Below are 21,605 nucleotides of genomic sequence, written 5' to 3' on the forward strand. Positions count from 1 at the left end.
GGTTGAGGGGGCGTGAGCCGCATGGATGCGGCGACCGAGCTTACATGGACGTACTTGCAGCGTCCCCCTCAACCGGACCCACCCCGCCAACCCACGGAAAGCCAGCTTTTGAAGTTGACGTTGCCGTGGTTTGAAGCAGGTGCAGGGCTGCAAGCCCTGCAAACCCAAACTCCTCAGTGAGCAGCAGGACGCGACGGCGGCAGCCAGGCCGCGATGATGCCCAGCAGCGGCAGGAACGCGGTCAGCTGGTACACGTACTCGATGCTGGTCTTGTCAGCCAGCAGACCCAGCACCGCCGCACCCAGCCCACCCATGCCGAACGCGAAGCCGAAGAACAACCCCGACACCATGCCGATGCGGTGCGGCATCATCTCCTGCGCATACACCACGATGGCCGAGAACGCCGACGACAGTACGAAGCCGATCAGCACCGCCAGCACCGTCGTCCAGAACAGATCCGCATGCGGCAGCGCCAGTGCAAACGGCGCCACGCCCAGGATCGAGGTCCAGATGATCGGCTTGCGGCCGATGCGGTCGCCCAGCGGGCCACCAAGGAAACCACCGGCCGCCGACGCCACCAGGAACGCGAACAGGTGCAGCTGCGCCTGCGCCACCGGAATGCCGAAGTGGTGGATCAGGTAGAAGGTGAAGTAGCTGCCGATGCTGGCCATGTAGAAGTACTTGCTGAAGATCAGCACCAGCAGGATCGCCATCACCCGGGCCACGGTGCGGGTCGGATGACGCGGGGCGACCGTGGCCTGCCCGACCGGGCGCGGGGCGCCCAGATGCAGCGCATACCAACGGCTGACATAGGTCAGCAGGGCAATGCCGATCAGCGCGGCGCCGGCAAACCACGAGGCGGCGTGCTGGCCATACGGCACGATCACCGCGGCGGCGATCAGCGGGCCCAGGGCAGTGCCGAAGTTGCCGCCGACCTGGAACACCGACTGGGCAAGCCCGTGGCGGCCGCCGGAGGCCAGCCGCGCGATGCGCGAGGCTTCCGGGTGGAAGATGGCCGAGCCGATGCCGACCATGGCCGCGGCCAGCAGCACCATCGCGTAGTTCGGCGCGAAGCCGAGCAGCAGCATGCCGCACAGGGTCGAGGCCATGCCGATCGGCAGCGAATACGGCGCCGGCTTGCGGTCAGTGACCAGGCCGACCAGCGGCTGGAAGATCGAGGCGGTCAGCTGGTAGGTCAGCGTGATCAGACCGATCTGGGTGAAGCTGAGGTTGAAACCTCCCTTGATCACCGGATAGATGGCCAGGATCAGCGACTGCATCATGTCGTTGACCATGTGGGAGGTGGAAATCGCCGCCAGCACGCCGCGGGTCGAGCTGCGGACGGTGGGGGCGGGTGTAGCCAGGCTGGACATGGTGCGCAGTCAGGTTGGGGGCGAGCCCTGCATGCTACGGTGCCCTCCCCCTCCCTTCCGCCGCGTTCTGGTCATGCCATATCGCAAAAAGGACACTCCCTGCTCGATCCGGGAATCCGCGCCCTGGAACGAGGTGCCCGGCCACCGGCCGGTGACCTGCCGGGTCAAGGATTACCCGGCCGGCACCCGGGTATCGCCGCACCGCCATCGCCGTCACCAGCTGGTCTATGCCATGTCCGGGCTGATGGTCGTGCGTTCGGAAGTCGGCCGCTGGGTGGTGCCTTCCACCCGCGCCATCTGGATGCCAGCCGGCATGGCCCACGCGGTGGACTGCATCGCCGATGTGCACATGCGCAGCCTGTACATCGACCCGGCGTTTGCCCCGCAGTTGGCCACCGAGGCCTTCGCGGTGCAGGTTGCGCCGCTGCTGCGCGAACTGCTGCATGCAGCGACCCTCATCGCGGGCGAGCACGAGGACGACAGCCGCGATGGCCGCGTGGTGCGCCTGCTGCTGGATGAACTGCACCGCATGGACGTGCTGCCCCTGCACCTGCCGACGCCGGTCGATCCACGCCTGCAGCGCATCTGCCAGCACATCCAGAAGCATCCCGGCGACGAGGCCACGCTGCAGGACTGGGCCGAAGCCCTGGCGGTGGACGTGAAAACCATCCAGCGCCACTTCGCCAGCGAACTCGGCATGACCTTCGGCCAGTGGCGGCAACAGGCCCGGCTGCTGGCGGCGATGGAACGCCTGGCCGTGGGCGAAAAGGTGATCGATGTGGCGCTGGCGATGGGCTATGACAGCCCCAGCGCGTTCACCAGCATGTTCAAGCGGCAGCTGGGGCAGACGCCGGCGGCGTTCTTCCGCTGATTCCTTGAGCAACATCCACGCATGGCGTGGATCTACTGCCGTATCCGGGTAGGACTTTTGCCCTTCGGCCGGAAACCGCGCACGTCGTCGCGGTTCTGCCGCGCAGGTGCATGTTCCGATGGTCTCCCCGGAAAGGAGACCGCCATGAACAAGGCATGGATCGTCGCATCAGGATTCGCTGTTGCCGTAGTACTGGCGCTGGCCGCCATCAGTCTGCCCGCGCAGGCATCCGGCACACAGTTCAGCTTTTACTCGGACGAACAGAAAGACGGGTTCTACTTCACTCTTGAGATCCACGGACGCAGCGACGATGGCTACATTCACGCCACCTGGACGGGAAAGGCGGACAAGGCGCCGCCACGTAATCCGTACTACGTCGAAATGAACCGGGACCAGAAACGGTTCTACGTCCGTCCACGGAAGCGCGATGGCCAGCCCTGGTTCGAGCTGGACGTCGTGGGTGATCGCGGGACGTTGCTGTTCCAGGGCCGCCGCATCCACGGCACTGCCGACTGGGAAATCTGGTAGCCGCCCACAAACGAAAACGCCGGGCATGGCCCGGCGCTACCGTTCTACGTTTCCGTTCAAGAGCTCAGGACGTCATGCGGTCCCAGAAGCCCTTCACGCCATCCATGAAGGTGGCCGACTTCGGCGAATGCTTGCGCGCTTCCTCGCCGACGAAGGTGGCTTCGAACTGCTCGAGCAGCTTGCGCTGGTCGTTGGTCAGGTTCACCGGGGTTTCCACCACTACGCGGCAGTAGAGGTCGCCTTCGCTGCGGCTGCGCACCGAACGCACGCCCTTGCCGCGCAGGCGGAACAGCTTGCCGGTCTGGGTCTCGGCCGGGATGCGGATTTCCGCTTCGCCGCCGAGGGTGGCCACGCGCACGGTGTCGCCCAGCGCGGCCTGCGAGATGCGGATCGGCACTTCGCAGTGCAGGTCATCGCCATCGCGCTGGAAGATGTGGTGCTCGCGCACGCGCACTTCCACGTACAGGTCGCCCGGCGGCGTACCGGCGGGGCCGGCCTCGCCTTCGCCCTGCAGGCGGATGCGGTCGCCGGTATCGACGCCGGCCGGCACCTTCACCGACAGCACCTTGTCTTCCTCGATGCGGCCGTTGCCGTGGCAGGTCTTGCAGGGCTTGGCGATGATCTGGCCACGGCCGTTGCAGTTGTGGCAGGCCTGCTGCATCGCGAAGATGCCGCGCTGGATGCGCACCTGGCCGCGGCCATGGCAGACGTTGCAGGTCTCGACCTTGCCGTCTTCGGAGCCAGTGCCATCGCAGTCGCCGCACTCGGCCAGGGTCGGGATCTCGATCCGGCGCTCGACGCCGCGCACGGCCTCTTCCAGGTCCAGCTCCATCACGTAGCCGATGTCGGCACCGCGACGGGCCTGGCGCTGACCGCCACCGCCGCCACCAAAGATGTTGCCGAAGATATCGCCGAAGATATCGTTCATGTCCGGGCCGCCCGGACCGCCGCCACCGCCCATGCCGTGCTCGAACGCGGCGTGGCCGTGGGCATCGTACATGCGGCGCTTGTTGCCGTCGGACAGCGTTTCGTAGGCTTCCTTGCACTCCTTGAAGGAGGCTTCGGCCGCCGCATCACCCGGGTTGCGGTCCGGGTGGAACTTCATCGCGCAGCGACGGTAGGCCTTCTTCAGCTCTTCGTCGGTGGCGGTGCGGGCAACGCCCAGCACTTCGTAGTAATCGCGCTTGCTCATATCGTGGATCGCATTCCGGAAAGTCGGGATTCGTCAAAGCGGAAGAGCGGAACCAGGTCCGCTCTTGCGTCGGGCGCCCCGACACGCCGGTGGGCGGTCAGGACCCTGGTACGACAACGGGACGCTGGCGGCCAGCGTCCCGTGTCGGTCCGGATCAGGACTTCTTGTCGTCCTTGACTTCGGTGAACTCGGCGTCCACCACGTCATCCTGCGCCTTGCCTGCGTTGCCGGCGTCGGCACCCGGGGCACTGCCCTGGTCGGCCGAAGCGGCGGCGAACAGCGCCTGGCCGGCTTCTTCCAGCACCTTCGACTTGGCTTCGATCTGTGCCTTGTCGTCGCCCTTCATCGCGGTTTCCAGGTCGGCCAGAGCCGCCTCGACCTTGCCGATGACATCGCCGCCGACCTTGCTGCCGTGCTCGGTGATGGCGCTGCGGGTGCCGTGGATCAGGGCATCGGCCTGGTTACGGGCCTGCACCAGTTCCTGGAACTTCTTGTCTTCTTCGCGGTTGGCTTCCGCGTCGGCGACCATGCGTGCGATCTCTTCCTCGGACAGACCCGAACCGGCCTTGATCTCGACCTTCTGTTCCTTGTTGGTCTTCTTGTCCTTGGCCGACACGTGCAGGATGCCGTTGGCGTCGATGTCGAAGGACACTTCCACCTGCGGCAGGCCGCGCGGGGCCGGCTCGATGCCGGACAGGTCGAACTTGGCCAGCGACTTGTTGAAGCGGGCCTGTTCGCGCTCACCCTGCAGCACGTGCACGGTCACGGCCGACTGGTTGTCCTCGGCGGTGGAGAACACCTGCGAAGCCTTGGTCGGGATGGTGGTGTTCTTCTCGATGATCTTGGTGAACACGCCACCCATGGTTTCGATGCCCAGCGACAGCGGGGTCACGTCCAGCAGCAGCACGTCCTTGACGTCGCCGCCCAGCACGCCACCCTGGATCGCGGCACCCAGTGCCACGGCTTCGTCCGGGTTGACGTCCTTGCGCGGTTCCTTGCCGAAGAACTCGGTCACCGCCTGCTGCACCTTCGGCATGCGGGTCTGGCCACCGACCAGGATCACTTCGCTGATGTCGCTCGAACGCAGGCCGGCATCGTTCAGGGCGACGCGGCACGGCTCGATCGACTTCTTGATCAGCTCGTCGACCAGCGATTCCAGCTTGGCGCGGGTCAGCTTGATGTTCAGGTGCTTCGGACCCGACGCGTCAGCGGTGACGTACGGCAGGTTCACTTCGGTCTGCTGGGCGCTGGACAGCTCGATCTTGGCGCGCTCGGCGGCGTCCTTCAGGCGCTGCAGGGCCAGCGGATCCTTGCGCAGGTCGATGCCCTGGTCCTTGTTGAACTCTTCAACCAGGTACTCGATGACGCGGTTGTCGAAATCTTCGCCGCCCAGGAAGGTGTCGCCGTTGGTGGCCAGCACTTCGAACTGCTTCTCACCGTCGACGTTGGCGATCTCGATCACCGAGACGTCGAAGGTGCCGCCGCCCAGGTCGTACACCACGATCTTGCGATCCTTGTTGTCGCCCTTGTCCAGGCCATAGGCCAGCGCGGCCGCGGTCGGCTCGTTGATGATGCGCTTGACGTCCAGGCCGGCGATGCGGCCGGCGTCCTTGGTCGCCTGGCGCTGGCTGTCGTTGAAGTAGGCCGGCACGGTGATGACCGCTTCGGTGACCTTCTCACCGAGGAAGTCCTCGGCGGTCTTCTTCATCTTTTCCAGCACCTTGGCCGAGATTTCCTGCGGCGCCATCTTCTTGGCATCGCTGGTCGACACCCAGGCGTCGCCATTGTCATGGGCCAGGATGCTGTACGGGACGTGGGCGATGTCCTTCTGCACTTCGGCGTCGGTGAACTTGCGGCCGATCAGGCGCTTCACCGCGTAGAAGGTGTTCTTGGGGTTGGTGACGGCCTGGCGCTTGGCCGAGGCGCCGACCAGGACTTCGCCGTCCTTGGTGTAGGCGACGATCGACGGGGTGGTGCGATCGCCTTCCGAATTCTCGATGACGCGGGCCTTGCCGCCGTCCATGATCGCCACGCACGAGTTGGTGGTGCCGAGGTCGATACCAATGATCTTGCCCATGGGGGAGACTCCTGAAGAATGCTTGTTGGTGTCAGTCCGGCCGGTCGGCCGGTGGATGAATGGGATGTGGGGGAGGCTCGTGGAACATTCAAGCCATCACCCGAACGCTGTGTTCAACGGTTCAAGGTACGCCGGGCCGGGCCCGGCGCTACCTGACGGCGATGGGCCGTTGCCGGCCCGGCGCGTCAATCGGCGGCCACGACCACCAGCGCCGGCCGCAGCAGGCGCTCGTTGAGCAGGTAGCCCTTCTGGAACACGGTCACCACGCTGCCTGGGGCGGCGCCGGGGGCCGGCACCTGGCTGATGGCCTGGTGGTGTTCCGGGTTGAATGCCTGGCCGGTCGGGTCCAGCAGGACCAGGCCGTTGTCGGCGGCGACCTTCAGCAGCTGCTTGTAGGTCATTTCCAGCCCCTCGCGCAGCGGGTTGGCGTCGTCGCCGGCGGCCTTCAGGCCGGCATCCAGGCTGTCAAACACCGGCAGCAGCTCGCCCAGCAGCTTCTCGTTGGCGAACTTGCGGGCCTGTTCGATGTCACGGGCCACGCGCTTGCGCTGGTTCTCCAGGTCGGCGCGCTCACGCAGCGCATCGGCCTTGACCTGCTCGACCTCGGCGCGCAGGCGCTCCAGTTCGTCATGGGTGCCTGCGGCAGCGGCCGCATCGGCGGCGCTCTGCTGGGATTCGATATCTGGATGTTCTTGGTTCATGTCTGGGTCCCTGGCGGTCACTCTCCGCCTCCACCCACCCTAGTGTGGGCGGGATGCTGCGTTTCAAGCGTCAGCCGGCCCCGGACCGCGTCCCGGGGGCGAAAAGGCCGCCCCGAGCACGTCCGCGGTGGCCTGGACCAGCGGAATCACCCGGTCGTAGGCCATCCGCTTGGGCCCGATCACCCCCAGCACGCCCAGCACCTGGCCGTTGGCGGTATAGGGCGCGGTGACCAGCGAGACTCCCTGCAGCGGCATCATCCCGGTCTCTTCGCCGATGAAGATGCGCACGCCCGGGGCCTGGATGGTCCGCTCCAGCAGCTGCAGGATCTCGCGCTTGCTGGAGAACAGCTCGAACAGCTCGCGCAGGCGCTCCAGGTCGGACAGGTCCTGCACCCCCATCAACCGGGTCTGCCCGGCCACCAGCATGTCGTCGGCCGGCGGCTGCAGGGCCTGCTCGGCCAGCTCGATGCTGTGCGCCAGCAGCTGCTCCAGCTCGGAACGGGCGTCGCGCAGCTCCAGCAGCAGGCGGGTGCGGATCTCGGCCAGCGGCAGGCCGGCGAAATGCGCATTGAGGTAGTTGGCCACCTGTTCCAGCTGGCCCGGCTCGAAGCCCTTGCGGGTCTCGATGACCCGGTTCTGTACCTCGTTGTCGGCAAACACCAGGATCGCCAGCACCCGGCGCCCGTCCAGTGCCACGAAATCGATCTGGCGGAAGGCGAACTGCTCGCGCCGCGGCGCGCTGACCACGCCGACGAAGTGGCTCATCGCCGACAGCAGCTCCGAGGCACTGCCGAGCAGGGCCTGGGTGCTGCCGCCACCGGCCAGCTCATGGCGCAGGCGGGCCAGCTCGCCCTCGCCCGGCGGCTGCATCTGCAGCAGGCTGTCGACGAACACCCGGTAGCCATGCGCGGTCGGGATGCGCCCGGCCGAGGTATGTGGCGAGGCCAGCAGGCCCAGGTCCTCCAGGTCGCCCAGGATGTTGCGGATGGTGGCCGGGCTGACCTCCAGGCCCGCCACGCGCGCCAGCGTCTGCGAGCCCACCGGCTCACCGTCCTGGATGTAACGCGCGATCAGCGTGCGCAGCAGATGGCGCGCACGCGGGGCAAGCTGGTCAGCGGAACCGTGCATGGAATCAACCTGTGAGACACGGACACTAGATAATGGCGGTGCGTCGCCTTGGCAAGTCATTGGACCACCCCGCCGCGCGTGCTAGCGTTGCGCGGCTCAGACACCCCTGTACCCATGCTCAGACATCTTTCGATCAAGGATTTCGCCGTCGTCCGCGCCACCGAACTGGAGTTCGGGCCGGGCATGACCGTCGTTTCCGGCGAGACCGGCGCCGGCAAGTCGCTTATGGTCGACGCGCTCGGCTTCCTGTCCGGCCTGCGCGCCGACAGCGGCGTGGTCCGCCATGGCGCCGCCCGTGCCGAGCTCTCGGCCGAGTTCGCCCTGGACCAGCTGCAGGCCGCGCGCCAGTGGCTGGCCGACAACGAGCTGGACGACGAGGACCAGTGCCAGCTGCGTCGGGTGATCCGCGCCGATGGCGGCTCGCGCTCGTGGATCAACGGCCGCCCGGTGACCCTGGCGCAGCTGGCCGATCTGGCCGGGCGACTGGTGGAAATCCATGGCCAGCACGAGCAGCAGGCCCTGCTGACACGCCCGTCGCAGCTGGCCCTGCTCGATGCCTATGCCCGCAACGAGGACGAGCGCCGCCAGGTGCGCCGCGCCGCTGCGGCCTGGCAGACCCTGGTCGACGAGTCGCTGGCCCTGTCGCAACAGGGCGACGTTTCCGACCGCATCGGCTTCCTTGAGCACCAGCTGCGCGAGCTGGACCGCGAGGACCTGGAACCCGAGTCGATTGTCGCGCTGGGTGCCAGCCACCGCCGCCAGGCCCACGCCAGCGCCCTGCTGAGCGCCTGCCAGGCGGCCAGCAACCAGCTCAACGGCGACGACGGCAGCTCGGCCATGGACCTGCTGCAGCAGGTACGCCACGAACTGTCGCGCCTGATCGAACACGACCCGCGCCTGGGCGAAGTGGACGGCCTGATCGAGAACGCCTCGATCCAGCTGCACGAAGCCCTGTCGCTGCTGGACCGCGTGCACGACGACCTCGATGCCGACCCGGAACAGTTCGAAGAAAACGAGCGCCGCCTCGGCCGCCTGCACGACCTGGCCCGCAAGCACCGCGTGCCGATGGACGAGCTGGGCGCGCAGCGCGAACGCATGCATGCCGAAGTGGAACAGCTGCGCGGTGCCGACGAGCGCCTGCAGCGCCTGGCCGGTGAAATCGAGAAGGCCGCTGCCGCCTGGCGCGTGCAGGCCGAGGTGCTCAGTGCCAGCCGCCGCAAGGCCGCTGCCGAGCTGTCCGCCACCACCACCGGCATCATCGCCGAGCTGGGCATGGGAGGTGGCCAGTTCCTGATCGAGCTGGAAGCACAGGACAGCGGCAAGCCCGACCCGCAGGGCGCCGAGCGCGTCGAGTTCCTGGTGGCAGCCAATGCCGGCCAGCCGCCGCGGGCGCTGCGCAAGGTCGCCTCCGGCGGTGAACTGTCGCGTATCTCGCTGGCCATCGAAGTGGCCGCGCTGGACCTGGATGCGGTGCCGACCATGGTGTTCGACGAAGTCGACTCGGGCATCGGCGGCGCGGTGGCCGACATCGTCGGGCAAAAGCTGCGTGCCCTCGGCGAGAAGCGCCAGGTGCTGTGCGTCACCCACCTGCCGCAGGTCGCCTCCAAGGGCCACGCCCATTACCGGGTCAGCAAGGCCCCGGTGGAAGGCATGACCCAGAGCGCGGTGGAGAAGCTGGACACCAAGGCGCGCGAGGAAGAACTGGCACGCATGCTGGGTGGCGTGGAAGTGAGCAAGGAAGCACGCGCCGCGGCCCGCAAGCTGCTGGTCGCGTCGAGCTCGCTGGACTGACCGCCGTCATCCACGCATGGCGTGGATCTACAGATGGTGCCGTTCACGCGTGGACGGGCATCCGGTAGTGCCGGCCGCTGGCCGGCAACTGTCCTCCCGGCCAGCGGCCGGGCGTCACCCCAGCGGGCGCGCCAGATCCACGTGCTCCACCAGGAAGTCGAGGAACGCGCGCACCCGCAGCGGCAGGTATCCCCCCTGCCCCAGGAACACCGCGTGCACCTCTTCCAGGTCACCCGGGTTGGCCTCCTCCAGCACCGGCAGCAAACGCCCCGCCGCAATGTCAGCCTGCACCTGGAACGCCGCCAGCCGTGCCATGCCCAGCCCACCCAGCACCAGCTGGCGCAGCGCATCGCCATTGCTGGCGCGGGCATTGCCGCTGGGCAGCACCATCCGCTCGCGCCCATCCTGCAGCACCGGCCAGCCCTGCATCGCCCGCGCATGGCCGATATCCAGCCGGTTGTGCGCCTGCAGCGCCTCGGCGGTGTGCGGCAGGCCATGGCGCTGCGCATAGGCCGGCGCCGCCACGATCATCATCCGGGTCGAGCCCAGGCGCCGCGCCACGAGGCTGGAACTCTTCAGCGGCCCGGCGCGCACGGCCACGTCGGTGCGCTGCTCCAGCAGATCGATCACCTCGTCGTTCAGGGTCAGGTCCACGCCCACCTGCGGGTTCTGCTGCAGGAACGCGGGCAGCAGCGGCAGCAGGAAGTGCTGGCCGAAGGGCACGTTGGAATTGACCCGCAGGCGCCCGCGCGGCTCGGCGTGGGCGCCTGCGCAGCGCTCGGCCTCCTCCAGGTCGGCCAGCACGCGCAGACCGCGCTCGTAGAAGGCGCAGCCTTCCGGGGTCAGCTGCAGCTGGCGGGTGGAACGCTGCAGCAGACGCGTACCCAGACGCTGCTCCAGCCGCGCCACCAGCTTGCTGACCGCCGAAGGCGTCATGTCCAGCGAGCGCGCGGCAGCGGAGAAGCCGCCGGTCTCGATCACCCGCACGAACACTTCCAGTTCGCCGGATCGGTTGATGTCGGGTCGCGCCATGCCAGTGAATCCAATTCACAGATGATTGTCCATCCGCATTCTAGTTCACAGGTGACCCCGTGGGGTCGGCCGGGGTCGGATCCCTTTGCGCCAGCAAAGGGCTCTGACCCCAGAAACGAAAAACCCCGGGCAGGCCCGGGGTCTTCGTACATCCGCAGCTGGCTGCAGCGCCTTACTTGCGCTTCTTGCGCACGTACAGCACCAGCGAGTGCTCTTCCAGCTCGTAGCCGTGGTCTGCGGCGATCTTGCGCTGCAGCTCCTCGATCTCGTGGCTTTCGAACTCGATGATCTTGCCGCTGTCCACATCGACCATGTGGTCGTGGTGGCCGCCGCGGTCCAGCTCGTAGACGGCCTGGCCGCCTTCGAAGTTGTGCTTCAGCACCAGGCCGGCGGCCTCGAACTGGGTCAGCACCCGATACACCGTGGCCAGGCCGATTTCATCGCCGTGCTCCAGGAGCTGGCGGTAGATGTCTTCGGCGGTCATGTGGTGCTGGGCATTGCGCTGCTCGAGCAGCGCCAGGATCCGCATCCGCGGATGGGTCACCTTCAGGCCGACTTTACGCAGGTCGTGGGTTTCCATAGGTCTCCGTTCATTGGCGATTTAGCGCCAGCTGCCTCGGATTGGGTCGCGGTGGCACGCCGGGAGTGTATCATCGGTTTGATTTCCCCAACCGCCAGTACCGATGCGCAATCTTCTGTTGGTCGCCGCCGTCGCCCTGTCCACCACCGGGTGCGGCATCATCTACAAGCAACCCATCTATCAGGGCAACCTGATCCGGGAAGATGCCGTGTCCAAGCTGCAGGTCGGGCAGAGCAAGCAGCAGGTGAACGCCCTGCTGGGCACCCCGTCCGTGCCGGACCCGTTCCACGCCCAGCGCTGGGACTACACCGCCAGCCAGCGGATCGACCGTCTCGGCCGTACCGAAGTGAAGAACTTCACCGTGTACTTCGAGAACGACACCGTCACCCGTTGGGAAGGCGACTACTTCCCGGCCAACGACAAGGCCCTGGCCCAGCAGACGGTCCGCCAGTTCGGCCGCAACCTGGCCAAGGACAAGAAGAAGAGCCGCTGAGCCCTTCAGCCCGCCCCTCGGGGCGGGACCCTGGAATCAATCGCCGCGCGCGCGACGCCGGCGGTTTTCCTTGGGATCGGCCTGCAGAGGCCGCAGCAGCTCCACCCGATCGCCATCCAGCAGCGCCTGCTGCGGGCGTGCCAGCACGCCATGCACGGCGGCGGCCGGACAGTCGGCACTGCCTTCGAGACCGGCGGCGGCAATGGCCTCGGCCACGGTCGCGCCTTCCGGCAGCTGCAGCCGGCGTGACAGCACCTGCTGCGGCCAGGCCAGCACCACCTCGACCTCGATCATCGCTCAGCACTCGTCGGCAACGCGGACGAAGTCGTTGACCATGCGGTCGGCCAGGCCCTGGAAACCGATCGCCAGCGCCGGCGCGAGCAGGCGGGATTTCGGCTCGAACTCCAGGGTCAGGGTGACCTTGCAGGCATCCTCGGCCAGGGCATGGAATTCCCAGCGGCCGTGCAGCTGCTTGAACGGGCCGTCGCGCAGCTGCATATCGATGCTGTGCGGGCGCTGCAGGGTGTTTTCGGTCTGGAACCAGGTGCTGAACGAACCCAGGCCCAGATCCAGGCGGGCGACCAGGCGGTCCTCGCCCTGTTCCAGGACGCGGGCATCCGAGCACCAGCGGAAGCGGCGCGGATAGGCCTGGACGTCGTTGACCAGGTCGAACATGCGCGCGGCCGAGTGTTCGACCAGGGCGCTGCGGCGGATAGTAGGCATAAAGACGGCGCGTTTCGGCAATCGACCGGGCGGGCCCGAATCGGAGACAATACGGAAATGAGCAAGAACAGCGGCAAGGATAAAGCAAAGAACGCGACGGCCAACAAAACCATCGCGTTGAACAAGCGTGCCCGCCACGAGTACCACATCGAGGAACGCTTCGAGGCAGGCTTGGCCCTGCAGGGCTGGGAGGTGAAGTCGATCCGCGCCGGGCGCGGCAACATCATCGACGCCTACGCCTACGTGAAGCAGGGCGAGATCTTCCTGATCGGCGCGCAGATCACCCCGTTGATCCAGGCCTCCACCCACGTGGTGGCCAACGACCGGCGCGAGCGCAAGCTGCTGCTGCACCGGAACGAGATCGACAAGCTGGTCGGCAAGGTCGAGCGCGATGGCTACACGATCGTGCCCACGGCCATGTACTGGAGCAAGAACAAGATCAAGCTGGAAGTGGCGCTGGCCAAGGGCAAGCAGACGCACGACAAGCGCGATGCCGCCAAGGACCGTGACTGGGCGATCGAGAAGCAGCGCGTGATGCGTCGCGGAAACCGCGACGCGTAACAGCCGTATGTAGAGTCGAGCCATGCTCGACTTGGTTTTTTTGGGACAGCCGAGCATGGGCTCGGCTCTACCGTTCGCGGGACAGCCGAGCATTGGCTCGGCTCTACAGATAGGCGGGCGATCAGCCCGCCAGCATGCCCTGCCCGCGCATCCGCGGCGCCAGCGCCGCATGCATCACCGCCAGGTGCATCACCACCGCCAGCTCCGGCGCATGCCGGTCATCGCCGGCCCGCCACTGCTTTGCCAGCTGGGCCGCATCGTCAGGCAACAGGGCCAGCAGCTGCTGGTCATCCAGCGCATCGGCCTGGTGCTGCAGCTGCTGCGACAACGCCCAGCTGCGGCGGACGTGGGTCAGGATGCTCAACGAGGCCAAGGTCAGCAGGGCAACCGCCGCCCCGTGCTCGAACCACAGCGCGATCACGTCCGGGCCCCAGACCATCACGGCCAGCACGGCCAGGGCCAGCATGCGCCAGCCCGGCACGAGGGCCTGGTCGCGTCGCGGCCAGTACACCACCACCGCGCTGGCCACCAGGAACACCGCCGCCGTCGCCGGCAGCGCGGTCAGGCAGGCCGCCGTGACGATCGCGGCCAGCACCGCCCAGACCCAGCCGGGCGGCAACGCGCGTCGGCGGTAGTCGGCGCCTACCGGCCCGATCAGCTGTCGCAGGCTGCGTTGTTGGATGGTGTCAGTCACCCGGGGTCTCCGTGTCGTTCCTGGCTCGGATGTTGGCCGCCAGTGTGTCGCAAAATCGTGCCAATGAAGTTAGCAATCCGCTATGACAACGGCTCTACAACTTGTTGCGGATTGCCAAGGTGACTGTTCAGCTGTTTTGCCGTAGCATTGCAACCGTTGGGCAGGCCCGGCACGTGGCAACACGCACTTGGCCTAGTACCTTGCAGAACTTGAAGAAACCGGGGGTGCATTGGTTTCGACGGGGGTTGTGAAGTCGCCTGGCGCATGCCGAGGGGGTAGCTGTCCTCGTAAATCCAGCTGCAAAACTCTAGTTGCCAACGACGACAACTACGCTCCGGTCGCTCTCGCAGCCTAAAAACTGCGGTGCGTGACCTTCTGCCGACTTAGGCGGAGCCTCGAAACTGCTTGTGTCCATGCTCGCAGCGTAGAGTCATTATCATGGAATCGCGCTGGGCGGCTGCCTGTCAGTCCGGCACTAGAACAAAACAGGCTGGTTCCCGGGTGCGCTTTGCACACCGTGCTGCTCGGGGATGAGATTCAACGGTGAGCTAAGCATGTAGTGCTGGGGATGGAGTGCCTTCGGACGGCGGTTCAATTCCGCCCACCTCCACCATCTGTACCGCCCTTCGGGGCACGAGAAGCCGGACACTCCCGTCGATTGGGGTCCGGCTTTTTTGTTGCCTGTTCTACGGCCGCATTTCGCCCGATACCGCCGATAATGTCGCTTAGGACCGGCGGATCTCCCGCCGAGCACAGGGAACAGAACGATGGCGTTGGTGAGTTGCATGGAGTGTGGCCGCGAAGTCAGTGACAAGGCCGCCAGTTGCGTCGGCTGCGGCGCCCCGATCGGCGCCACCCGCCCGACCCCGCCGCCGCTGCATGCGGCACCGGTGTATGCCGCCCCTTACGCACAACCGCAACCGGTGGCGCGTGCCCGCGTCGCCTACGTCCTGCTGGGCCTGTTCCTCGGCGGGCTGGGCATCCACAACTTCTACGCCGGCTACCACGGCCGTGCCGTGGCCCAGCTGGTCATCACCCTGCTGCTGGGCTGGCTGTTCATCGGCCTGTTCATCACCGGCGTGTGGGCGCTGATCGAGATCATCACTGTCGATACCGACGCCGCCGGCGTGCGCATGGTCTGAGTTCCGCGCTTCGGCCCGTGCAAACGCCTGCGGGCTGGCCCACACTCGATCCGTGCCCGACCACGGCCCCGAACGCCAGAAGGACCTGCCATGAAACGCCAGATCACCGCCCTGCTCCTCGTGCTGACCACCAGCACCGCCCTCGCCGCGGCGCCGTCGGACAAGGGCACTGCCGCCTTGGAAGCCCTGCTGGCCTGCAAGGCCGGCTCGGACTTCACCCAGGCCCAAGCTGAAAAAGCGCTGCAGTCTGCCGGCCTGACGCACCTGCGGGGCGGCGTGTTCGAGGTCCAAGGCGGCAAGGTCGCCCTGTTCGCCGGCACCGTGGACAGCGCCAGCGTCGACATCGCCCCGGGCGGCAGCAAGAGCCTGCATGTCTATCTGAAGGACGTGGCTGCCCCGCAGGTGGGCCGCCAGCTGTCGGTCACCACGGTCAATGAAGACGCGGAGACCGAAGCGCCCTCGTACATCCGCAAGGTGGACGCAAAGCACACCCTGCATGTCGGCGCCGCCGATGATTACGAGGGTTACTCGGCGTCGGTGACCTGCCAGATCGCCGGCTGAGCGCAGGCGCCCTGCCCTACAGCCAGCGCCGCACGTCGCGCCGGAAGGCGGCATAGTCGGCGCCGAACCGGGCAGACAGTACCCGCTCCTCCGGCAGGATCTGGAAGCGGGTGATCCAGCCGACAAACAGCGGCACCACCAGCAGGGCTGCGGCACTGCCCAGCCACAGCATTCCGCCCAGCAGCACCAGCGCCTGCCCCAGGTACATCGGGTTGCGCGTGTGGCGGTAGATGCCGCCGGTCACCAGCGCCGTGGCGGCGGCCGGGCGCAGCGGATTGACCGTCGTCCGTGCGCGGCGGAAAGCCAGCTTCGGTAGCAGATTCAGCATCAGCCCCGCCAGCATCACCGCCACCGCAGCCCAGCCCGGCACCGGCACCGGCAGCGCCGGCCACGGCCAGGCGCAGGCCAGCGCATAGCCCAGCACCCCGCACAGCAGCATCACCAGCGGCGGCGGAATCCGCGTTTCCAGCAGGTGCATCGTCATTCCCTGAAATGCCCTGCCGGCGATGGTGCCACAGTCCGTCCAGCGCGCGTTTAGCCACGTGCTTCCGCGTTGACACCCCGGCCGCTAGAGTGGCGCCACCGCGCTGGAGGATCGCATGGCAACCACGGGCTTCGGCGTCATCCGCCACACGACCCTCATCATCACCGTGCTGCTCCTGCTGAGCGGCTGCGCCACGCTGCGCCAGTTCGGCCCATCGGTGCAGGTGGCCTCGGTCACTCCGGGCCAGTACATCGCGCTGAAGCGCGGCGACATCCTCACCAGTGGCAGGCTGAGCGCGGCGACCACCGAAACGCTGCGGGTGGCCGGCCTGGATGAAACCGCCTGCGCCAAGCCCGGCCCGTCGTGCATCGAGGCGATGGAAGCGAGCATCGTGGTGCGCGAGGAGGACAAGCGCTCGGCGCTGGCCGAACTGTGGCTGCAGCAGGCGATGGCCCTGCCCGTGCCCAAGGCCAAGCGCGAAACCACGCCGGCGATGCGGGTGGCCGACGCCGGCTTCCAGCCGCGACTTGATGCGTGGATGCACGTCGCGCGGCAGGCCTATGCGTATCTGTTTTTCACCGAGCGCACGGCCAACCAGCGCGGCTTTGAAGACCGCCAGACCCAGGTGCGCGACTACTACAACCTGGCCGTGCAGGAAGCCGCGGTGATGCTGTTCGATGCGTATTCCAGCCACCAGGCCGGCAACGACAGGAGCCGCCTGCAGCTGGGCCGATGGACCTTCGTGCTGGCGCCGCCCGATGAAGGTGCCGCGCAGGACACGCGCGAGCCGATCGAACTGGTGGCCGCCGCCTCGATGTCCTTCACCGGCACCCTGCGCAGCGTGCACCGCCGCGATGGCTTCGGCGCCGAACTGGTGGCGGTGATGGCCGACCCGGCCACGACCGGCCTGGCTGCTGCCGCCAACGCCGACCAACCCGGGACGCAGGCCGCGCCACCCGAGCGCAGCTGGAGCGAGATGCCCTCGCCCTCGATGACGGTCCTACTGCGTTTTTCCGGCGCCAATCTGTGGGAGATGCTGCACGACGACGAGCCGGAGCTGGAGATCCACGATCCGTACCAGATCGCGCAGGTGCAGCTGCATGGCGAGCAGGTGCCGCTGGCAGCCAACTTCACCGCCGGTTACGCGCTGTGGCTGGCCCGCTCCAACTTCAGCCGGCAGTCGCTGCGCTCGCTGTTCGGCGGCAAGGGCGGCATCGACCGGCCGCATCTGTTCATGATGCAGCCCTACGATCCGGACCGCCGCGTGCTGCTGATGATCCATGGCCTGGCCAGCAGCCCCGAGGCCTGGGTGAACGTGGCCAACGAGCTGATGCGCGACGATGAGATCCGGCGCGATTTCCAGGTCTGGCAGTTCTACTACCCGACCAACATGCCGATCGCGCTCAGCCACGATGCGATCCGGCACACGCTCGAGGATGTGATGAAGCACTACGATCCCAGCGGCAAGGCGGTGGCCTCGCATGACATGGTCGTGGTCGGGCACAGCATGGGCGGGGTGATCTCGCGGCTGATGGTGTCTTCGTCCGGCGACCATCTGGTGGACACGCTGCTGGCGACCACGCAGCTGAGCCCGGCACAGCGCGAACTGCTGCGCACCAAGGGTCCGCCGCTGCTGACCTTCCAGCCCGAACCGGAAATCTCGCGGGTGGTGTTCATCGCCACCCCGCACCGCGGCACCGACGTGGCCGGCACCCGCGTGGGCCGCTGGATCGGCCGCCTGGTGCGGCTGCCGCTGACCGTGCTGGAAGACGTGGCCAGCGCCGCCAACGATGGCCACGTCGACCGCGACGATGGCAAGCACGGCTACCAGATGAACAGCATCCAGAACCTGGACAAGGACGATCCGTTCGTGAAGGCGGTGGCCGACCTGCCGATGTCACCGCGCGTGCGCTACCACTCGATCATCGCGCGCGCCAGCGCCGACGGCCCGCTGGAAAAGACCAACGACGGGCTTGTGCCGTACTGGAGCTCGCACCTGCCCAACGCGGTGTCGGAAAAGGTGATCGTGTCCGGACACAGCGTGCAGGAAGCCACGCCGGCGATCGTCGAACTGCGGCGCATCCTGCATGAGGACATGCAGGCGCATGATGGCGGGCAGAAGTAATCCTGCCCGCGCGGCGTGCCTCAGAAATCCAGGCTGTAACCCAGCGTCACCGTCCGCCCACGCCCGGCGAAATACCGCGCTGGTTCGATCAGCGCGCTCTGCGAGTAATAGGTGATGTACTGCCGGTCGAACAGGTTGGCGATGCCCAGGTTCACCTTGCCCTTGGCAAGCCGGTAGTCCACGCCGAGATCGAACAGCGCGTAGCCGCTGAATTCCTTGGCGGCTTCGTCGAAGTTGCGGCTGAAGGCGTACTGCCCCTGCACGAAGGTGGACAGCTCCGGCGTCCACTGCGCCGACCAGGTGGCGATGACGCGGTTCGGTGCGATGTTCAGGCCATCCAGGCGCGCATCGAGCCGGCCATCAGCGTTGCTGTCATAGCGGCCACGGGTCCAGGCGTAGGACAGGCCCAGGCGGTGCGCATCATTCAGACGATAACGCACGCTTGCATCCAGGCCTTCGATGGCGGTCTTTTCGCGGGCGAGCTGGAACGCGCCGTCGACTGCGATGACGCGCGTGCCGTACTCGGAGCGAGACTGGAACGCACTGGCCTCGGCTTCCCACGACGGCGAGCGGTAGCGCACGCCGATCTCGCTGTTGCGGGTCAGCAGCGGCTGCAGCGAACGCAGCGATTCCACGTTGGTACCCGGCGTGTTGATCGAGCGCAGCACGCGGCCGACGTCGGGCATGCCGAACCCTTCGGAATAGCTGGCGAAGGTGTTGAAGCGCTCGGTCGGCGCGTACACCAGGCCGATGTTGCGCAGGTTCTGCTGGAACTTCAGCTTGCCGCCCTGCACCGCCACGCGGTTGTAGCGGTACAGCGTGGTGTAGCTGTCGATGCGAAGGTCGGCCTCTTCGCGGCGCCAGCCGCCCTGCACGGTCAGCTGCGGCAGCAGTCCGTAGTCGGCCTGCACGAAGCCGGCCACGCTGCTGTAGCGCGAATCGGGCACGTAGGTGCGGCCGGTGCCGTACAGATCCTGCTTGCCACTGTCGCGCAGCGTGTCCACGCCGGCAGTGATCTTCAGGTCGCCGCCGAGCAGGTCATCGCGACCAAGGCTCGTCTTGGAGCCCCACTTCGAGGCGGTCGAGCGCGACTGGTCATACAACGTCCCGACCGGTGCGATCAGCGGGTCCTGGAAGGTGGACGAGTTGTCCGCACCGAACAGGCCTTCAAATTCCTGGTTGAACACCATCGCCTTCAGCTCCATGCCCGCCAGGTCGTGGTGGGTGTAGCTGAGGCCTGTGGTCCAGGCATCGTTCCAGGCCGGCGTGCCCGGCGGCGTGCCGCGCACCGACGTCGTGGCGATGCCCAGGTCGCGGTTGCCGGCCACCGGCACGTACTCGGCCTTGGACTTGATGCGGTAGCGGTTGCTGCTGAACTGCAGCTCCTGGTTGTCGTCGATCCAGTAGCCCAGCTTGGCGTGCAGGTCATAGGCACGGGTCGACATCAGGTCGCCCTGGGTGACGTCCACGCCGATCGGCGTGCCCTCGCCGTCCACCCACAGGCCCTGGTCTTCATAACCGGCGCCGAGCAGGTAATCCCACTTGCCCTTGCTGCCGCTGATGCGGTAATCGGCGCGATAGCCGGTGGTTTCACCGCGCACCTCGGACGTCGGCAGCGTGGTCTGCACGCCCAGGTGCTGGTTGACCGCACCCGGTTCCGGTCGCCGGGTGATGAGGTTGATGGTGCCGCCGGTGGCGCCCAGGCCGTTCATGGCGTTGGCGCCCTGGATGACTTCGATGCGCTCGACCAGCGCGTAATCGATCGTATGCGCTTCGCGACCGGTGGGTCGCAGCGGGTTCGACTGCGGAATGCCATCGACCAGGATCAGCGGCGTGCGACCGCGCAGGGTCTCGCCGCTACCGTTCATCTTGCCGCGGCTGGGCGTGTACGACGGCAGCAGGCTGGACAGCACATCGGACGAATTGCTGCTGAGGCGCAGCTGCTGCTCGATCTGTTCCTTGCCGATGATGACCACCGTCTGCGGCGCGGTGGCGGCGTCCTGCCCGGTACGCGAGGCGGTCACGATGACCTTGTCGAGCGTCTGCGCCTCGGGCGGGGCCTGCTCGGCGTGGGCGTGGGCACAGACCAGCAACGAAATGGCGACCGTCAGCCGCGAATATCTCAGCACGTGAACTCCTCTTGGGGGGAGGGCGTGGCGATATGGCTGGCCCGGAACAGGGGCGTATCTTTCCCGACGTGTCGAAATGCGTCAAATCCATGCTGCTCTGCGACTACCCATCCAGCGGGCGCCGTGCTACATCGCAGAGGCGCATGTGCGCGATTGCAGAAAGCAAGGATGACGCTTATGAAACTGCAACTGGCTTCGCTGGCCGCACTGATGTTGGCCGCAGCAGCCCTTTCCCCGGCAGGGGTTTCCGCCGCTGGCCTGCCGGGAACGTCGACCACCCAGTGCGTACCGGTCAGGATCGACAACAGAACGGTGCATCAGCACTGCACGGTCACCCACACGTGGCCCGATGGCTCGATCACGACTTCGGAGTATTGGATCGACCAGAACGGCACCTGGTACATCCCGGCCAACTGACCACTGTGCAGTCCGCCGGGCGGTTCCAGCCGCCCGGCCTCGATCCAGCCGCCCATCCCGGCACACCTCCTCCTCCCGTTCCATGGCATGCTCCGTGAAACCGTTTTCATGGGATGGAGGGATTCCACGATGTTGTCGCGTCTTCGCCGGCCCGCACTGTGCGCGCTGCTGGCTCTTGCTCTGCCTGCCGCTGCCTGGGCAGCCCAACCGCCCGCTCCGCTGAAGGTGATGTCCTTCAACGTACGCACCCCGGCCGATACCGAACCCGGCAAGCGCTGGGACGACCGTCGCGACGTGATGGTCAAGGTCATCCTCGATGCGCACCCGGCCGTGGTCGGCACCCAGGAACTGGTGCAGGAACAGGCCACCTACCTGGCCGCCCACCTGCCCGGCTACCGCTGGTTCGGCGAAGGCCGCCGCGGTGGCGACGGCGACGAACACATGGGCGTGTTCTACGACACCAAGGTGCTGGCCATCGAGGAGTCGGGCAACTTCTGGCTGTCCGATACGCCGGACGTGCCGGGCAGCATCACCTGGGGCAACCTGTACCCGCGCATGGTCACCTGGGCACTGTTCCGCCGCCTGGACGATGGCCGTCGCTTCTACTTCATGGACACCCATCTGCCCTACCGCGACGAGGACGAGCCGCGCCGGATCAAGGGTGCCGAGCTGATCGCCAAGCGCCTGCAGACGCTTCCCGCCGACTTGCCAGTGGTGCTGACCGGTGATTTCAACACCGAGCCAGGCAGCGAGACCTACAAGGCGTTCACCCGCGTGCTGCAGGACACCCGCACCCAGGTGAAGGCGCCGAAGGGCCCGCGCGAGACCTTCCACGATTTCACCGGCAAGGCCACCGTGCAGCTGGACTGGGTGCTGGTGCGTGGCTTCCATGCACGCAGCTTCACCACCGACGACCGTCGCATCGGCGGCGTGCTGCCGTCGGACCACTTCCCGCTGGTGGTCGAACTGGACTGGCCGAAGCCCTGAGCACGTGCGGCCATCG

General features: G+C 67.0%; 22 protein-coding genes and 1 other RNA gene. 11 read left to right on the plus strand and 12 right to left on the minus strand.

Annotated elements, in window-relative coordinates:
• Positions 1–173 precede the first annotated feature (173 nt).
• A complete protein-coding gene (locus ACVOK1_RS09140; protein WP_200752794.1) occupies positions 174–1,373 on the minus strand; it encodes an MFS transporter in 1,200 nt (399 codons plus the stop codon).
• Between the two features lie 73 nt (positions 1,374–1,446).
• On the opposite strand from ACVOK1_RS09140, the gene ACVOK1_RS09145 reads away from it, so the two are divergent.
• Together ACVOK1_RS09145 and ACVOK1_RS09150 are read left to right on the plus strand one after the other, a co-directional pair.
• Positions 1,447–2,244: an AraC family transcriptional regulator gene (locus ACVOK1_RS09145; RefSeq protein WP_406231890.1), complete on the plus strand. Its 798-nt coding sequence runs from the start codon at positions 1,447–1,449 to the stop codon at positions 2,242–2,244.
• Positions 2,245–2,388: 144 nt separating this feature from the next.
• Complete coding sequence (locus ACVOK1_RS09150; protein WP_481561826.1) at positions 2,389–2,772, plus strand: hypothetical protein; 384 nt, start codon at positions 2,389–2,391, stop codon at positions 2,770–2,772.
• A 64-nt stretch (positions 2,773–2,836) separates the two neighbouring features.
• Here ACVOK1_RS09150 and dnaJ read toward each other — a convergent pair whose 3' ends face one another.
• The 4 genes from dnaJ to hrcA form a co-directional block, all read right to left on the minus strand.
• The gene (gene dnaJ, locus ACVOK1_RS09155; RefSeq protein ID WP_481561827.1) at positions 2,837–3,964 is read right to left on the minus strand and encodes a molecular chaperone DnaJ; all 1,128 of its coding nucleotides are present in this window, start codon (positions 3,962–3,964) and stop codon (positions 2,837–2,839) included.
• Positions 3,965–4,118: 154 nt separating this feature from the next.
• Entirely contained in the window at positions 4,119–6,041 is a 1,923-nt protein-coding gene (gene dnaK, locus ACVOK1_RS09160; protein ID WP_481561828.1) for a molecular chaperone DnaK, read from the minus strand.
• 185 nt (positions 6,042–6,226) lie between these two features.
• Positions 6,227–6,742: a nucleotide exchange factor GrpE gene (grpE, locus tag ACVOK1_RS09165; protein ID WP_108768568.1), complete on the minus strand. Its 516-nt coding sequence runs from the start codon at positions 6,740–6,742 to the stop codon at positions 6,227–6,229.
• Positions 6,743–6,805: 63 nt separating this feature from the next.
• Complete coding sequence (gene hrcA, locus ACVOK1_RS09170; protein ID WP_313053827.1) at positions 6,806–7,870, minus strand: heat-inducible transcriptional repressor HrcA; 1,065 nt, start codon at positions 7,868–7,870, stop codon at positions 6,806–6,808.
• 114 nt (positions 7,871–7,984) lie between these two features.
• Between hrcA and recN the strand changes: the two genes are divergently transcribed.
• Entirely contained in the window at positions 7,985–9,661 is a 1,677-nt protein-coding gene (gene recN / locus ACVOK1_RS09175; RefSeq protein ID WP_108768566.1) for a DNA repair protein RecN, read from the plus strand.
• 114 nt (positions 9,662–9,775) lie between these two features.
• Here recN and ACVOK1_RS09180 read toward each other — a convergent pair whose 3' ends face one another.
• Together ACVOK1_RS09180 and fur are read right to left on the minus strand one after the other, a co-directional pair.
• Positions 9,776–10,693: a LysR family transcriptional regulator gene (locus ACVOK1_RS09180; protein WP_481561829.1), complete on the minus strand. Its 918-nt coding sequence runs from the start codon at positions 10,691–10,693 to the stop codon at positions 9,776–9,778.
• 172 nt (positions 10,694–10,865) lie between these two features.
• Positions 10,866–11,273 (minus strand): ferric iron uptake transcriptional regulator, encoded by a 408-nt coding sequence (gene fur, locus ACVOK1_RS09185; RefSeq protein ID WP_005409235.1) that lies wholly within the window; start codon positions 11,271–11,273, stop codon positions 10,866–10,868.
• A gap of 103 nt (positions 11,274–11,376) precedes the next feature.
• Between fur and ACVOK1_RS09190 the strand changes: the two genes are divergently transcribed.
• Positions 11,377–11,766, plus strand: a complete 390-nt coding sequence (locus ACVOK1_RS09190; RefSeq protein WP_200752788.1) for an outer membrane protein assembly factor BamE — start codon at positions 11,377–11,379, stop codon at positions 11,764–11,766.
• A 36-nt stretch (positions 11,767–11,802) separates the two neighbouring features.
• Here the strand turns inward: ACVOK1_RS09190 and ACVOK1_RS09195 are convergent, their stop codons facing one another.
• Complete coding sequence (locus ACVOK1_RS09195; RefSeq protein ID WP_200752787.1) at positions 11,803–12,060, minus strand: RnfH family protein; 258 nt, start codon at positions 12,058–12,060, stop codon at positions 11,803–11,805.
• Between the two features lie 3 nt (positions 12,061–12,063).
• A complete protein-coding gene (locus tag ACVOK1_RS09200; RefSeq protein ID WP_481561830.1) occupies positions 12,064–12,489 on the minus strand; it encodes a type II toxin-antitoxin system RatA family toxin in 426 nt (141 codons plus the stop codon).
• Between the two features lie 57 nt (positions 12,490–12,546).
• On the opposite strand from ACVOK1_RS09200, the gene smpB reads away from it, so the two are divergent.
• Positions 12,547–13,050: an SsrA-binding protein SmpB gene (gene smpB / locus ACVOK1_RS09205; protein WP_079221548.1), complete on the plus strand. Its 504-nt coding sequence runs from the start codon at positions 12,547–12,549 to the stop codon at positions 13,048–13,050.
• A gap of 121 nt (positions 13,051–13,171) precedes the next feature.
• Here smpB and ACVOK1_RS09210 read toward each other — a convergent pair whose 3' ends face one another.
• Positions 13,172–13,744, minus strand: a complete 573-nt coding sequence (locus ACVOK1_RS09210) for a hypothetical protein (RefSeq protein WP_079221547.1) — start codon at positions 13,742–13,744, stop codon at positions 13,172–13,174.
• A gap of 220 nt (positions 13,745–13,964) precedes the next feature.
• Here ACVOK1_RS09210 and ssrA point away from each other — a divergent pair.
• The 3 genes from ssrA to ACVOK1_RS09225 all read left to right on the plus strand — a co-directional run bounded on the left by ssrA (position 13,965) and on the right by ACVOK1_RS09225 (position 15,447).
• Positions 13,965–14,357, plus strand: a transfer-messenger RNA (tmRNA) gene (gene ssrA / locus ACVOK1_RS09215).
• Between the two features lie 154 nt (positions 14,358–14,511).
• A complete protein-coding gene (locus ACVOK1_RS09220; protein WP_481561831.1) occupies positions 14,512–14,886 on the plus strand; it encodes an NINE protein in 375 nt (124 codons plus the stop codon).
• A gap of 90 nt (positions 14,887–14,976) precedes the next feature.
• Entirely contained in the window at positions 14,977–15,447 is a 471-nt protein-coding gene (locus tag ACVOK1_RS09225) for a hypothetical protein (RefSeq protein WP_481561832.1), read from the plus strand.
• A 16-nt stretch (positions 15,448–15,463) separates the two neighbouring features.
• Here ACVOK1_RS09225 and ACVOK1_RS09230 read toward each other — a convergent pair whose 3' ends face one another.
• Positions 15,464–15,925 carry a methyltransferase family protein gene (locus tag ACVOK1_RS09230; RefSeq protein ID WP_481561833.1) on the minus strand — a complete coding sequence of 154 codons (462 nt, stop codon included), beginning with the start codon at positions 15,923–15,925 and terminating at the stop codon, positions 15,464–15,466.
• A 121-nt stretch (positions 15,926–16,046) separates the two neighbouring features.
• Between ACVOK1_RS09230 and ACVOK1_RS09235 the strand changes: the two genes are divergently transcribed.
• On the plus strand, positions 16,047–18,056 hold the full coding sequence (locus tag ACVOK1_RS09235; protein WP_481561835.1) for an esterase/lipase family protein: 2,010 nt from the start codon (positions 16,047–16,049) through the stop codon (positions 18,054–18,056).
• A 20-nt stretch (positions 18,057–18,076) separates the two neighbouring features.
• On the opposite strand, the gene ACVOK1_RS09240 is transcribed toward ACVOK1_RS09235, so the two are convergent.
• Positions 18,077–20,185: a TonB-dependent receptor gene (locus tag ACVOK1_RS09240; RefSeq protein ID WP_481561836.1), complete on the minus strand. Its 2,109-nt coding sequence runs from the start codon at positions 20,183–20,185 to the stop codon at positions 18,077–18,079.
• Between the two features lie 177 nt (positions 20,186–20,362).
• Between ACVOK1_RS09240 and ACVOK1_RS09245 the strand changes: the two genes are divergently transcribed.
• Positions 20,363–20,602, plus strand: coding sequence for a hypothetical protein (locus tag ACVOK1_RS09245; protein WP_406231913.1), 240 nt, complete (start codon positions 20,363–20,365; stop codon positions 20,600–20,602).
• A gap of 129 nt (positions 20,603–20,731) precedes the next feature.
• The gene (locus ACVOK1_RS09250; RefSeq protein WP_108768556.1) at positions 20,732–21,589 is read left to right on the plus strand and encodes an endonuclease/exonuclease/phosphatase family protein; all 858 of its coding nucleotides are present in this window, start codon (positions 20,732–20,734) and stop codon (positions 21,587–21,589) included.
• Positions 21,590–21,605 lie beyond the last annotated feature (16 nt).

The organism is Stenotrophomonas sp. STEN087 (assembly GCF_056759115.1).

Coding starts and splice junctions, on each gene's coding strand:
- ACVOK1_RS09140 (WP_200752794.1), bottom strand. CDS start 1,373: ATGTCCAGCCTGGCTACACCCGCCCCCACCGTCCGCAGCTCGACCCGC.
- ACVOK1_RS09145 (WP_406231890.1), top strand. CDS start 1,447: ATGCCATATCGCAAAAAGGACACTCCCTGCTCGATCCGGGAATCCGCG.
- ACVOK1_RS09150 (WP_481561826.1), top strand. CDS start 2,389: ATGAACAAGGCATGGATCGTCGCATCAGGATTCGCTGTTGCCGTAGTA.
- dnaJ (WP_481561827.1), bottom strand. CDS start 3,964: ATGAGCAAGCGCGATTACTACGAAGTGCTGGGCGTTGCCCGCACCGCC.
- dnaK (WP_481561828.1), bottom strand. CDS start 6,041: ATGGGCAAGATCATTGGTATCGACCTCGGCACCACCAACTCGTGCGTG.
- grpE (WP_108768568.1), bottom strand. CDS start 6,742: ATGAACCAAGAACATCCAGATATCGAATCCCAGCAGAGCGCCGCCGAT.
- hrcA (WP_313053827.1), bottom strand. CDS start 7,870: ATGCACGGTTCCGCTGACCAGCTTGCCCCGCGTGCGCGCCATCTGCTG.
- recN (WP_108768566.1), top strand. CDS start 7,985: ATGCTCAGACATCTTTCGATCAAGGATTTCGCCGTCGTCCGCGCCACC.
- ACVOK1_RS09180 (WP_481561829.1), bottom strand. CDS start 10,693: ATGGCGCGACCCGACATCAACCGATCCGGCGAACTGGAAGTGTTCGTG.
- fur (WP_005409235.1), bottom strand. CDS start 11,273: ATGGAAACCCACGACCTGCGTAAAGTCGGCCTGAAGGTGACCCATCCG.
- ACVOK1_RS09190 (WP_200752788.1), top strand. CDS start 11,377: ATGCGCAATCTTCTGTTGGTCGCCGCCGTCGCCCTGTCCACCACCGGG.
- ACVOK1_RS09195 (WP_200752787.1), bottom strand. CDS start 12,060: ATGATCGAGGTCGAGGTGGTGCTGGCCTGGCCGCAGCAGGTGCTGTCA.
- ACVOK1_RS09200 (WP_481561830.1), bottom strand. CDS start 12,489: ATGCCTACTATCCGCCGCAGCGCCCTGGTCGAACACTCGGCCGCGCGC.
- smpB (WP_079221548.1), top strand. CDS start 12,547: ATGAGCAAGAACAGCGGCAAGGATAAAGCAAAGAACGCGACGGCCAAC.
- ACVOK1_RS09220 (WP_481561831.1), top strand. CDS start 14,512: ATGGCGTTGGTGAGTTGCATGGAGTGTGGCCGCGAAGTCAGTGACAAG.
- ACVOK1_RS09225 (WP_481561832.1), top strand. CDS start 14,977: ATGAAACGCCAGATCACCGCCCTGCTCCTCGTGCTGACCACCAGCACC.
- ACVOK1_RS09230 (WP_481561833.1), bottom strand. CDS start 15,925: ATGCACCTGCTGGAAACGCGGATTCCGCCGCCGCTGGTGATGCTGCTG.
- ACVOK1_RS09235 (WP_481561835.1), top strand. CDS start 16,047: ATGGCAACCACGGGCTTCGGCGTCATCCGCCACACGACCCTCATCATC.
- ACVOK1_RS09245 (WP_406231913.1), top strand. CDS start 20,363: ATGAAACTGCAACTGGCTTCGCTGGCCGCACTGATGTTGGCCGCAGCA.
- ACVOK1_RS09250 (WP_108768556.1), top strand. CDS start 20,732: ATGTTGTCGCGTCTTCGCCGGCCCGCACTGTGCGCGCTGCTGGCTCTT.